This window comes from Stenotrophomonas sp. 2619 (assembly GCF_040548725.1).
GTDB classification, from domain to species: domain Bacteria; phylum Pseudomonadota; class Gammaproteobacteria; order Xanthomonadales; family Xanthomonadaceae; genus Stenotrophomonas; species Stenotrophomonas maltophilia_AP.
Genome location: NZ_JBEPSF010000002.1, coordinates 60,947 through 74,008, shown reverse-complemented (window position 1 = coordinate 74,008; position 13,062 = coordinate 60,947). Strand labels below are relative to the sequence as shown.

Below are 13,062 nucleotides of genomic sequence, written 5' to 3'. Positions count from 1 at the left end.
GGGCGTTTTCCAGTCGCGTCATGACTGCGTCGTGCGATTTACTGCTGTACGAAGCCGATCTTCTTCATCTGAGCGTTCTTCGCGGCGGCCAATACCTTGGCCATCACGTCGTACTCAGAGTCCGGGCTGGCGTCGATGCGCAGTTCCGGCTGGTTCGTCGGGTCCTTCTGGACCTCCTGTTCCATCCGCTGCTGCAGCTCGCCGGTCGCTACCGGGCTGTTGTTCCACGAGACCTGGTTGCTGGCGTCGATCTTGAGTTCGATCGGCGGCGGCGGCTCGACCAGCTGCGGCGGTGGGTTGAGCACGCGCTGCGGCAGGTCCACGGCGATCGGGTACGTCATGATCGGCGCGGTGACGATGAAGATGATCAGCAGCACCAGCATCACGTCCACGAGGGGCGTGACGTTGATGTCGGCCATGGGGCCCTTGTTACCACCAGTACTGAACGCCATGGCTTACTGCCCCTTCTCTTTGGTGGCAACGAAGCCAACGTCGAGCATGCCCTGCTCCTGCGCAATCTTGGTCATCTCGTTGATGACACGCATCTTGGTGGTGCGGTCACCACGCAGATTGAGCGGGGGCTGCGGGGTCTGCTGGGCGGCGGTCGACAAGCGCGACTCGAGCGTCTGCTTGTTGATTTCCTCGTCGTTCCAGTAGATCGAGCCGTCTTCCTTGACTGCCAGGGTGATCGGGCCCGAACGCTTCTCAGCGTCTTCCGGGTTCTGCACCAGGTTGGCCTCCGGCAGATCCACCTTGACCTTGTGGGACATCAGGGGCGCCGTGATGATGAAGATGATCAGCAGCACCAGCATCACGTCCACGAGGGGCGTAACGTTGATGTCGGCCATGGGGCCGCCGCTGTTACCACTACTGAAAGCCATAACGGGCTCCGTCTAGATCGTGTTGACTACGTTCTCGCCAGGTAAAGCGCGTCGCAATTAGCGAACGCGCGAACCGGTGGCGAAGAAGTCGTGCAGGTCGTGAGCGAACGTATCGAACTTGCTGATCGTGGCGCTGTTGATCTTGCTGAAGAAGTTGAAGGCGAACACGGCCGGGATAGCCACGAACAGACCGATGGCGGTCATGATCAGTGCTTCACCCACCGGGCCTGCAACGGCGTCGATCGAGGCGGAACCGGTGGCACCGATCTTGATCAGCGCGCCGTAGATGCCCCACACGGTACCCAGCAGACCGACGAACGGAGCGGTTGCACCGACGGTGGCCAGCAGGGTCATGCCCGACTGCAGGTTGTTGCTTTCGCGGGTCACGGCCTGACGCAGGGCGCGATCGACGAACTCCGAACGGCTCAGGTTCTCACCCAGGCCACCGGTTGCGCCGCCTTCGGCACGCTGGTGGTGGGCAGCTGCCTGGGCAGCGTCCAGAGCGATCTTGGAGAACGGCTCGGAAGCCGGCTGCTCTTCCATCGCACGGATGGCGTCCTGGGCGTTCGGGGTATCCCAGAACAGGCTCACGACCTTGTCGGCAGCGCTCTTCAGGCGGGTAGCACGGAAGATGTTGATGACGGTCCAGTACCAGGACATGGCCGACATGATGATCAGGGTCAGCAGCACGACCCAGGAGACGGCGAAATCACCCGGCTTGGTGGTCATTTCGTGGATCAGATGCTCGAAGCCCATCTGCGAGAGGGCATTCGACGGGTTGCCCCCGGCAGCAGCGGCGATGAAGAGTTCCTGCAGCATGACGCTTACCTTTGTTGTGTGTGGTGATGAATGGTGTAGCTGTAAACGACCGACGGAGCGGTGGCCGGCGGGCCACCGGCGACCATCAGTTCAGCGCAAAGTTGACCGGGACGCGAACGCGACCTGCGACCTTCTTCCCGCCCGACTCCGCAGAACGGAAGCTCCACTTGCGAGCTGCGTCCATTGCGGCGCGGTCGAGGTCACGGTTACGGCTGGACCGTTCGACCGACACATTGGTGACGTTGCCATTGGCGTCGACATCAATGATCAGGATGACTTCACCCTGGATACCTGCACGGAATGCGGCCGGCGGGTAACGCGGGGGGTTCATGTTCTTCGAGGAGATATCGACACTGGCCTCGATCGTGCTCGGCGGCGCGGGCGGCGACGGCGGGCTCGGCGGGGTGACGATGTCGTTGGCGCGCGGTTCCGGCACGTCGACCACGGGGGCCTGCGGCGGTGGCGGCACCGGCGAGGGCTTCGGCGGCGACAGGTTCTTCACCGGCGGCGGCGGGGTGTCCGTCGGCGGCGGCGGCGGCGGCGGCGGTGGGGGCGGCGGCGGAGCGTCGACCAGGGTCACCATGATGTTGCGTTCTTTCTCCGCAGCGGCCTTGGGAGCCACGGCCGGGATCAGAAGCATCATGAAGGCGGCGAGATGCAGTGCGATTACAAAAGCGATACCCACGATTCGCGGCCAGCTTAAGCCGGTGTCATCGCGTTGTTCGTACCTGTGAACGACTAGTTGTTCCGTCATGCGCCAAGAGCTCATTAGTGGGGCCGGGATACCCGGGGACAGGTAGCCCATGATCAGCGGTGCATGACACCGCAGGAACCTCCAAGCTTATACCAATCCTGAGCGCCTGCGCATCACTGTGGCAGGCGTTCAGGCGTTATTCCTACTTACTTCAGGTTGATGATTTTCTTGGCATCGGCCTGATTCTTCACACCCTTGGCCAAGGCCTGCTGGGCAGCCTGCTTGGCTTCGGGGATGCGACCTTCGGCATGCAAAACGCGTGCCAGATTCAAGTAGGTTTCACCGTCCTTGGAGAGCGGAGCGGCCTTCTGCCACGCTTCGATCGCCTTCGGCACCTCGTCGGAATAGTAGTAGGACTGGGCCAGGGCCAGGTAAACCTGGTAATCCGGCTTCAGGATGCCCTTCTGCAATCCCTCGTTGATGACCGCGATGACGTCCTTTTCCTTGTTCTCGGTATTGGCGTAGATCGAGTACAGCTGCTTGTACTCGCGCTCTTCGGTGAGCTGGCCGGCTGCACGCAGCTTGTCCATCACCGCGGCGGCCTTGTCCATCTGATCGGCCTGCATGTACATGCTGGCCAGGTTCAGCTGGGCTTTCTTGTCGTTCGGGTTGCGCGCGACGATGGCTTCGGCCTGCTTGACCGCTTCACCGGTCTGGCCGGCTTCGGCCATGGCCGCCATCAGCAGCTGGTTCCAGTTGTCCTTGGGCTCGGCGGCGCCCGCGATGGCCTGCTGCAGCACCGGGATGGCCTCGGCGTAGCGCTGGGTCTGGTACAGGGCCTGGCCCTTGATCACCAGTTCTTCGGGCTTGGTCGACTTGGTTTCGGCGAAGTACTTGTCCAGGGTGGCCAGGCCGGCAACGGTCTCGTCGTCCTGCAGCTGGAGCTGGGCCAGCATCAGGAGCGACTGGTAGTGGCCGTTGTTGTCCAGGCCGTTGAACTGGAGCACCTGCTGCAGGTACTTCTTGGCCGCGACGTTGTCTTCGGTCTGGTAGGCCGCCTGCGAGGCCAGCTGCGCGGCCAGGGACTTGTCATAGTCGTTGGCGGCGCTGTTGGCCAGGATTTCATCGGCCAGCGTGCGGGTCTCGGGGAACTTCTGGTCGTTGTAGGTGTCAATCAGCTTCTGCAGCTTGCTGCCAAGCTTGGCCGAGGACTTGCCATCCGGCTCCTGGCGGGTCGCCTGCGGATACAGCGGCTCGGCCTTGGCGGCCTTGTTCTTGCCACCGCGGCGCTCGTTGTTGCGCTCAGCCGAACGGGACTGGGCAAACGCATCGGTGACCATGACGCCACCGATGGCGGTCGCGATGAGGACGGAAAGGACGGCGTGCTTTGAGTTGCTGAAAATCATCTTTCACCTCGATCGAACCGCCGCAGCGGCATCAAAACGGACTGTCAGAAAAATCTGAGCCGCCAAACGTATCAGAAACTCATGGCGTGAGAAATCGTTTCCGATGCTGCAATACAGCATCTTTTGGTCGCATCAGCCGCACTTCGGCCTGCGACCTGCGGCCTGGGCCTGTTGGTATACCCCACTCAGGGCCGGCGCGTCACGCTGCAGTTCGCGGATGCGGTTGGCCGGATCGGGATGGGTAGACAGCCATTGCGGGGATCGCCCGCCGCTGGCGGCCATCATGTTCTGCCACAGATTGACCGCCTGGCCCGGATCAAAGCCGGCCTCGGCCATCAGCCGCTGGCCCACCACGTCGGCCTCGCTTTCCTGGGTACGGGACCCCGGCAGCAGGAAGGCCGTCTGCGCGGTCATGCCGCCCAGCTGGTTGACCGTGCCGGCGGCGCCATCGCCGTAGGCAGCGCCGGCCAGCGCGCCAAGCACGGCCAGGCCGGTCTGTGCGCCCATCTGGCGCGTCAGGCGCTCTTCGTGGTGCCGCGAGATGACATGGCCGATCTCGTGGCCGATCACGGCCGCCAGCTGGTCCTGGTTCTTGGCCACGGTGAAGATGCCGGTGTTCACGCCGACCTTGCCGCCGGGCAGGGCAAAGGCATTGGGTTCGGCGTCGACGAAGACGGCGGTTTCCCACCGTACGCCCCGGTACTGTGGCGGCAACTGCGCGACCAGCGCATTGACCACGCACTGCACGTAGCCATTCTGCCGACCGTCGGTACTGACCTTTTCCTTCTGCTTGGTCTCGTTGAATGCCTGCGCGCCCAACTGATCCAGTTCGGCCTGCGACACACCGCCCACCATCTGCCGGCGGCCGGTGGGTGAGGTGGTGGTGGCGCATGCGCTGACCAGCAGCGCCAAGGCGACCCCGAACAGCACTGGTTTCATCGAAGCTCCCCCGTGTTCATGTGCCCAGTGTGGAACTGCACGCCGTAAATTTTCGTCAAGCGAAGCGGTGGATCAGTGAAGGCCCAGAAACACCAGCGCCGCCAGGGCGATGGCGTTGTTCAGGCCGTGCGCCACGATCGGCGCCCACAGGGTGCCGGTGCGCTGGTACAGCCACGCAAAGGCGGCGCCCATGCCGCCGTACACCAGCCACAGCTGCGCGATTTCCAGCGGGCCGTTGGCGCTGGTGCCGGGAATTTCATGCACCAGCGCGAAGGCCAGGCTGCTCAACAGCACGCCCAGCCAGATCCGGCCGGCCTTCCACAAGCGCCCGAACAGCACGCGGCGGAACAGCAGTTCTTCGTAGGCGGGGGCGAGCACGATGGCGAACACGGCCAGGAACCACGGGAAACGGCTGAGCGCCTGTTCCATCAAGGCCAGGTTGGTGGGAACCGGTTCAATGCCGGCCTGCTTGGCGAGATAGGCGATCAGGTTGCTGCCGATCACCACGCCGGTGGCCACCAGCAGGGTCCAGCCCCAGGTCGCGGGACGGCGTGCGGCCTGCATCGAGGCATGCCGTTCGGCGGCATCGGCCCGACGTCGCAGGAAATACAGCAGAAGGGCAGCGCCGCCGGTGGCGATCAACGCCATCAGGATCTGCGCCAGGGCGCCGGGTTGGCCCAGTTGCTGGGACAACGCGCCAGGATCGAGCGTGCTGCCATCGCGTGCCGCCTGTGCGCCGACGACGGCACCGCGATACAGGCCCCAGGCCAGTCCACTGATCAGGCTGAGCCCGAACAGCGCGACCACGGCGATACCCAGGTCGATGAAGAAGCCGGCAACGGGGGAACCGCGCTTGCCGCCGGAGGCCGACGGCGAGGCAGGGGGCAACGGGGGCGTGGCGGTGGACGCCGGTGCGGTAGCAGACATCGGATTCCTGGCAGCAGAAGGCGTTGGCCGGCCCGCCTGCAGTGCGCAGGCGGCCGGCCGTGCCCCGATTGTGTCAGATATCCAGGTTGGCGACCTTCAACGCGTTGTCTTCGATGAAGTCGCGGCGGGGCTCCACCACATCGCCCATCAAGGTGCTGAAGATCTGGTCGGCCGCAACGGCGTCTTCGATCCGCACCTGCAGCAGGCGGCGGGTGTCCGGGTTGACCGTGGTGTCCCACAGCTGTTCCGGGTTCATTTCACCCAGGCCCTTGAAGCGCTGGATCTGGCGGCCCTTCTTGCCTTCCTCGAGCAGCCATTCGCGCGCCTGTGCGAAGCTCTCGATCTCGGCCGACTTGGCGCCGCGGCTGATCTTCGCACCGGGGCGGACCAGGCCGTGCAGCAGCAGCGAGGACTGGTGCAGCGCACGCAGTTCACCGGTTTCGAAGGCCGACAACGGCAGCACCTGGATCAACGCTTCGCCCATGTGGCGGCGCGTGACCAGCAGCGCGGCTGGACGCTCCTCGGTGGGTTCCTGCAGTTCCAGGCTGAAACGCGGCGAGCCCAGGCTGCTGCGGTTGAGGCGCGTCGCCAGCGCGGCCAGGCCCTCATCGGCACCGGCCTTGCGCAGGTGTTCCAGGTCCATCGGGGTGAAGTCGATCAGGGCCTCAAGGACCTGGCGATCGTACCGGTGGGCGTTGCGGCTGATCGCTTCCTGCGCCGAGGCGTAGGAGAGCAGCAGCTTTTCCAGGGCCAGGCCTTCAATGCCCGGTTCGCCATCGGCCGGAATCAGCGAGGCGTTTTCCACCGCGCTGCTGGCCAGGTACGCATCCAGCGCCGGGTCGTCCTTCAGGTACAGCTCCTGCTTGCCCTGCTTGATCTTGTACAGCGGCGGCAGGCCGATGTAGATGTGGCCGCGCTCGATCAGCTCCGGCATCTGCCGGTAGAAGAAGGTCAACAGCAGCGTACGGATGTGCGCGCCGTCGACGTCGGCGTCGGTCATGATGATGATGCGGTGGTAGCGCAGCTTGTCCGGGTTGTACTCGTCCCGACCGATACCGGTGCCCAGCGCTGTGATCAGCGTACCGACCTGGTCCGAGGCCAGCATGCGATCGAAGCGGGCACGTTCCACGTTGAGGATCTTGCCGCGCAGCGGCAGCACCGCCTGGTTCTTGCGGTTGCGCCCCTGCTTGGCCGAACCACCTGCCGAGTCACCCTCGACGATGAACAGTTCGGACAGCGCCGGATCTTTTTCCTGGCAGTCGGCCAGCTTGCCGGGCAGGCCGGCGATATCCAGCGCGCCCTTGCGGCGGGTCAGATCGCGCGCCTTGCGGGCCGCTTCGCGGGCACGCGCAGCGTCGACGATCTTGCCGGCGATCGCCTTGGCTTCGTTCGGGTTTTCCTGCAGGAATTCTTCCAGGCGCTGGCCGAAGGCACTTTCCACGGCCGGGCGCACGTCCGAGCTGACCAGCTTTTCCTTGGTCTGGCTGGAGAAGCTCGGGTCCGGCACCTTGACCGACAGCACGGCGATCATGCCTTCGCGCATGTCATCGCCGGTCAGGTTGATCTTGGCCTGCTTGGCGATGCCGTTCTGCTCGATGTAGTTGTTGAGCACGCGGGTCAGCGCACCACGGAAGCCGGCGAGGTGGGTACCGCCGTCCTTCTGCGGAATGTTGTTGGTGAAGCAGTACATCGTTTCCTGGTAGGAATCGGTCCACTGCAGCGCCACGTCCACGGTGATGCCGTTGGACTCGCCGGTTACCGAGATCACGTTCGGGTGCAGCGGCGTCTTCAACTGCGCCAGATGCTCCACGAAGCTGCGGATGCCGCCTTCGTAATGGAAGTCGTCGCGGCGGCCATCGCCGCGCTCGTCCGCCAGCACGATCTTGACGCCGGAATTGAGGAAGGACAGCTCACGCAGGCGACGGGCCAGGATGTCGTAGTGGAATTCCACGTTGTCGTGGAACGCCTTCAGCGACGGCCAGAAGCGCAGGGTGGTGCCGCGCTTGGTGCTGGCCGCAACCTGCTTCAGGGGGTGCAATGCCGCACCGTCGGCGTATTCCTGCTGGTAGTGGAAGCCGCCCTGGTAGATGTCCAGGACCAGCTTCTGCGACAGCGCGTTGACCACGCTGACGCCCACGCCGTGCAGGCCGCCGGACACCTTGTAGCTGTTGTCGTCGAACTTGCCGCCGGCATGCAGCACCGTCATGACCACTTCGGCGGCAGACACGTCGCGGTCGAGCTTCTTGCTCATCTGCTCGTGCTTGCCGGTCGGGATACCGCGGCCGTTGTCGGAGACGGAGACCGAGCCATCGGCGTGAATCATCACAGACACGTGGTCGGCGTGGCCGGCCAAGGCTTCATCGATGGAGTTGTCGACGACCTCGAACACCATGTGGTGCAGACCGGTGCCGTCATGGACGTCGCCGATGTACATACCAGGACGCTTGCGGACAGCTTCCAGCCCTTCCAGGGCGGTGATGCTGTTGGCGTCGTAGTTGCCGCTGTTTGCCGGGGTGTTCTGTTCTTCAGTCATTGCGCTTGCCGTAGGCTCCGCAGGTCGGGCCGCCGCTTGACGCGGGGCACCGTGGGTAAGGGGTTGCAACAGCAATTATACCAGCCGGGCGCATGCGCCCTCCCGACCACTATGGCACAGGCTGGACCTGCCCATGTTCCACGTGGAACCGGGTGATGTCGGTTGCGTCGTTCAGCGCCGCCGGGGTCTCGGTGGCGGTGATGAAGATCTGCGCAGGCCCGGACCTCAGACGGTCCAGAACCCGGGCCTGGTGATTGCGATCCAGCTCGGAGGACAGATCGTCCAGCGCGATCACCGGCCATTCGCCGCGCTGCTCGGCGTAGTCCTCGGCCTGTGCCAGCAGGCAAGTCAGGGCGGTGAGCTTGGCCTGGCCGCGCGACAGGGCGTCGCGGCCCGGAATGCTGGCAAAGCCCACGCTCCAGTCCGCACGGTGCGGGCCGACGGAGGTGTAGCCGGCCATGCGGTCGCGATCCCGCGCCAGCAACAGGGCATCCGACAAGGACACCTCCTGTTTGCGCCAGCCCGGACTCAGCGTCATCGACTGTACCCCAAGATTGGGCGCCAGCACCTGGGCCAACGCAATGGCCCGATCCTGCAGCCGCTCCAGGTAGTGCTGGCGGCGCGTGGTCAGCGGTTCGCCGGCTTCGGCCAGCTCGTGGTCCCACGCGTCCAACGCATGGGCGTTGCCCCCTTGCTTCAGCAGGGCGTTGCGCTGCTTCAAGGCCCGCGAGTAGCGCCGCCACAGTGCCAGGAAGTCTGGTTCCACGTGGAACAAGCCCCAATCGAGGAAGCGACGACGCGGTTCGCCGCCACCGCTGACCAGGGCGTGGCTGCCCGGCTCGAAGGTTACAACGGCCAACGCTGCGCACAGGTTTCCCAGCTGTGCGACGTCTTCACCATCCAGCCGGCCCTTCCATTCCTGCCCACTGTGCCTCAGCCCGGCCTTGCGGCGCGTGGAACTTGGGGCGCCTTCGCGGCATTCGTCCCATTCCACGAACACTTCCAGCGCATCCTGACCTTCGCGCACCAGACCGTCGCGCACGCGGCCGCGGAAACTGCGTCCATACGCCATTACATGCAGGGCCTCCAGCACGCTGGTCTTGCCGGCACCGTTGTCACCGGTAATCAGGTTGATGCCCGGCTCGGGGGCCAGTTCCACGCGGTCAAAGCGGCGAACCTGGTGCAGGGACAAGCGGCGGATGTGCATGCAGTCGATCACGGCCGCGCAGGGGCGGCAGTCGGGTAGGGGTAATCGATCAGCTTACTGCATCGGGTGTGTTTCACGTGGGCCAGCGGGTGAACGCGCCACCTGCGGCGCGATCCGCCCTGGTCCACCAAGTCCAAGCGCGAACCAAGCCATCGGGGTGCCGCGCAGCACCGTGAATTTCTTGAAATCTGACAGCCGGGCAGGGCTGCAGGCCTGCAGATTTCAAGAAAATCGACGCAATTTCCCCGGTCGCTGGCGCCGGCGGATGCCGATGCCGGGTCCATTCCTTCAAATCTGCTGCGCTGGACCCGGCATGCGTATTCAGATCTGGCCGAATACGCGGCGTACGGATTTCGCTGTCCACAGGCACCCTGTATGACTTATGCACAACCCATGTACGAGCTGTGGATAAAAACGCACTCAGATACGGGCCTGAAAGATATCCACAGGATCACCCCCAGCCTCAGGGGGCCTTTTACAGGGGGTTTCAGACCCAATATTCCCTTTGATTTCAATCAGATAAGGTACTTTTCAACCAAATCTGGCCCTACCACCACCACCTAGCTTTAGATTTATATACAGTTTTTAAAGCATAGAGCAGTGATCCAGGGACTCAAACGAGCCGCCGCCCTGGAACCTGAAACCAACGCGTTGAAGAGCCGCAACATCTGCAAAGTGCGCGGGGTCGACCAACATCGACGCACGCATCGAACACCGCAGACGCCCGCCCTTGGTCAACGCGCTGCCAGCACCGCACACGGATCCAAACGGCTTCGCATTACCCGGCTGCCGCAATGCTCCACGTGGAACAAAAAAAAGCCCGGCGCGTGGCCGGGCTTCTTCGACAGGTCGGTTCCACGTGGAACCAAGCGTCAGGTCACAGACGCAGCGGCATCACCACATGACGCGACTTCTCGCTGCTGGCCTCACGGACCAGGGCAGATGAGTTCGAATCGCGCAGCTGGATGACCACGTGCTCATCGCGCAGGGCGGACAACGCGTCCAGCAGGTAGTTCACGTTGAAGCCAATGGCCAGATCGCTCACCGTGGTGTCGGCTTCGATCTCTTCCTGGGCTTCTTCCTGCTCCGGGTTGTGCGCGCTGATCTTCAGGTTGCCCGGCGAGACTTCCACGCGGATGCCGCGGTACTTCTCGTTGGACAGAATCGCGGCGCGCTGCAGCGAGGCACGCAATGCTTCGCGGTCGACCTTCACTTCGCGGTCGGCGCCGATCGGGATCACCGCTTCGTAATCCGGGAATCGGCCATCGATCAGCTTCGAGGTAAAGGTCACATCGTCGCGCTTGACCCGCACGTGGCTGCGGCCGACTTCCAGCTCGATCTCGCGATCGCCGCTTTCCAGCAGACGCTGCAGTTCGGTCACGCCCTTGCGCGGCACGATGATCTGACGCTTGGCGCCGCTGGCTTTTTCCAGTTCGGTTTCGCACAGCGCCAGACGGTGTCCGTCGGTGGCGACGGTCCGCAGGGCATCGCCGCGCAGATCGAACAGCAGGCCGTTGAGGTAGTAGCGCACGTCCTGCTGGGCCATCGCGAACGCAGTGCGCTCGATCAGTTCCTTCAGGGTGGCTTCGCCGATGGCCACGCGCTCGGTGGCTTCCACTTCGTCCACCGACGGGAAGTCGTTGGCCGGCAGGGTTGCCAGGGTGAAGCGGCTGCGGCCTGCCTGCACGGTGATCTTGTCACCGGTCTGCGAGACGGTGATCCGGCTGCCATCGGGCAGGGCGCGGATGATCTCGAACAGCTTGCGGGCGGGGATGGTGGTCTCGCCGTCCTGGGCATCTTCCACCGCGATCCGCGACACCATTTCCACTTCCAGGTCCGTACCGGTCAGCGACAGCTGCCCGTTCTGCACCTGGACCAGGAAATTTGCCAGAACCGGCAAGGTCTGGCGGCGTTCGACCACGTTGACGACTTGTGCCAACGGCTTGAGAAAGGCTTCGCGCTGCAGTGTGAAACGCATGTGGTTCCGTGCCCCTATGCTTTAAAAAAATATGGAATAAATCAAAAGCTTGGTGGTGATGGTAGGAACAGAATCGCTGGAAAACACAGCTAAGTCTTTGTAAACAAAGAGGTTTCAGACGTTGAAACCCTCTGCACTACTAACCCTCGGGGGGAGGGCGAACCTGTGGATAAATCCTCCGGGAAATTTACCCGATTTCTTATCCACACCCTGTCCCCTGCTTGCTACCGGATTCTGCACCGTTTTATGCGATGACGCCTGTGCGGCGTGCATGCATCATTCGCTCAACTTCCGGATCAGCTTGTCCCAGTCTTCCCGCAACTTGCCGTCGGCTTCCATCAACGTCCGGATCTGACGGCAGGCATGCAGCACCGTGGTGTGGTCCCGGCCGGCAAAGGCATCGCCGATTTCCGGCAGGCTGTGCTCGGTGAGTTCCTTGGTCAGCGCCATGGCTACTTGGCGCGGACGGGCCAGCGACCGGGTCCGACGCTTGGACAGCAGATCCTTGATCTGCAGCCCGTAGTAGTCGGCCACGGTTTTCTGGATGTTGGGAATGCTGATCGCCTGCTGCTGGGCGCGCAGCAGGTCGCGCAGGGTTTCCTGCGCAAAATCAGTGGTGATCGCACGGCCGGTGAAGTTGGCGCGTGCGGCCAGGGTATTCAGCGCACCCTCGAGGTCGCGGACATTGGAGCGCATCTTCTTGGCAATCAGAAACGCCACATCGTCGGGAATCTCGGTGCCACGCTCACGTGCCTTGGCCAGCACGATCGCGGCGCGGGTCTCGAAGTCCGGCGGTTCGATGGCCACCGACAGGCCCCAGGCCAGGCGCGACTTGAGCCGTGCTTCCAGGCCCTCGACTTCGCGCGGGTACCGGTCGCAGGTCAGGATGATCTGCTGCTTGCCGTCGAACAGGGCATTGAACGTATGGAAGAACTCTTCCTGGGTACGGTCCTTGCCGGCGAAGAACTGGATGTCATCGATCAGCAGCGCGTCCACCTGCTGGAACTGGCGCTTGAACTGATCCATGGTTTTTTCCTGCAACGCCCGGATCATCGCGCTGAAGAACTGTTCCGAGCGCAGGTACAGGACCTTGGCAGCCGGATTGGCCTGGCGCATCGCATTGCCGGCCGCGAACATCAGGTGGGTCTTGCCCAGGCCGGTGCCGCCGTACAGCAGCAGCGGGTTGTGCGCCCGGTCACCCGGTTTCTGCGCCGCCTGGAACGCCGCGGCCAGGCCCAGCTGGTTGCTGCGGCCCTCCACGAAGTTGGCGAAGGTGTAGTGCGAATCCAGGTTGCCGGCGAACGGCACCAGCGGTTCGGCCGCCACGGCAGGCGTGCTGAAGCCCGGATTCGGCGCAATCTGCGCCTCCACGGCCCGCGGACGCGAGCCGATTTCAAGAAAAACGTCGCCGAAACCGGCGAAGTGCGCCAGCAGTTCCTTGATGCGCGGCAGGTACAGCTCGCGCACCTGGTCGACAATGAAGGCGTTTGGCGCATAAAGCACCAGGCTGTCCACGCGCAGATCGGCCTGCAGTGGCTTCAACCAGGTGTGAACATCCTCGGGCGGGAACTCCGCTTCAAGGCGTTCGAGACAACGGGACCAGGCATCCATCGGCAATAATCGTCTGGGGCCAGCGTACAGGCGTAGGAAACCGCCGCACCGCAGGCCGGAAGGAGGG

General features: G+C 63.7%; 11 protein-coding genes. All 11 read right to left on the bottom strand.

What is annotated here, in order from left to right:
* Positions 1-38: 38 nt before the first annotated feature.
* Positions 39-452 carry an ExbD/TolR family protein gene (locus ABIA71_RS03025; protein WP_038691524.1) on the bottom strand — a complete coding sequence of 138 codons (414 nt, stop codon included), beginning with the start codon at positions 450-452 and terminating at the stop codon, positions 39-41.
* A 3-nt stretch (positions 453-455) separates the two neighbouring features.
* On the bottom strand, positions 456-881 hold the full coding sequence (locus ABIA71_RS03020) for an ExbD/TolR family protein (protein WP_038691526.1): 426 nt from the start codon (positions 879-881) through the stop codon (positions 456-458).
* Positions 882-938: 57 nt separating this feature from the next.
* Complete coding sequence (gene exbB / locus ABIA71_RS03015; protein ID WP_038691528.1) at positions 939-1,700, bottom strand: TonB-system energizer ExbB; 762 nt, start codon at positions 1,698-1,700, stop codon at positions 939-941.
* Between the two features lie 85 nt (positions 1,701-1,785).
* Positions 1,786-2,454 carry an energy transducer TonB gene (locus ABIA71_RS03010; RefSeq protein ID WP_038691530.1) on the bottom strand — a complete coding sequence of 223 codons (669 nt, stop codon included), beginning with the start codon at positions 2,452-2,454 and terminating at the stop codon, positions 1,786-1,788.
* 146 nt (positions 2,455-2,600) lie between these two features.
* Complete coding sequence (locus tag ABIA71_RS03005) at positions 2,601-3,800, bottom strand: tetratricopeptide repeat protein (protein ID WP_354283016.1); 1,200 nt, start codon at positions 3,798-3,800, stop codon at positions 2,601-2,603.
* A 132-nt stretch (positions 3,801-3,932) separates the two neighbouring features.
* Entirely contained in the window at positions 3,933-4,739 is an 807-nt protein-coding gene (locus ABIA71_RS03000) for a M48 family metallopeptidase (RefSeq protein WP_159498599.1), read from the bottom strand.
* Positions 4,740-4,811: 72 nt separating this feature from the next.
* A complete protein-coding gene (locus ABIA71_RS02995; RefSeq protein ID WP_354283014.1) occupies positions 4,812-5,666 on the bottom strand; it encodes a CPBP family intramembrane glutamic endopeptidase in 855 nt (284 codons plus the stop codon).
* Between the two features lie 73 nt (positions 5,667-5,739).
* The gene (gene gyrB / locus ABIA71_RS02990; protein WP_354283012.1) at positions 5,740-8,199 is read right to left on the bottom strand and encodes a DNA topoisomerase (ATP-hydrolyzing) subunit B; all 2,460 of its coding nucleotides are present in this window, start codon (positions 8,197-8,199) and stop codon (positions 5,740-5,742) included.
* A 109-nt stretch (positions 8,200-8,308) separates the two neighbouring features.
* Positions 8,309-9,406: a DNA replication/repair protein RecF gene (gene recF / locus ABIA71_RS02985; protein ID WP_354283010.1), complete on the bottom strand. Its 1,098-nt coding sequence runs from the start codon at positions 9,404-9,406 to the stop codon at positions 8,309-8,311.
* Positions 9,407-10,283: 877 nt separating this feature from the next.
* Complete coding sequence (dnaN, locus tag ABIA71_RS02980) at positions 10,284-11,384, bottom strand: DNA polymerase III subunit beta (RefSeq protein ID WP_019184048.1); 1,101 nt, start codon at positions 11,382-11,384, stop codon at positions 10,284-10,286.
* Between the two features lie 276 nt (positions 11,385-11,660).
* Positions 11,661-12,995, bottom strand: a complete 1,335-nt coding sequence (gene dnaA / locus ABIA71_RS02975; protein WP_128095914.1) for a chromosomal replication initiator protein DnaA — start codon at positions 12,993-12,995, stop codon at positions 11,661-11,663.
* Between the last annotated feature and the right edge of the window lie 67 nt (positions 12,996-13,062).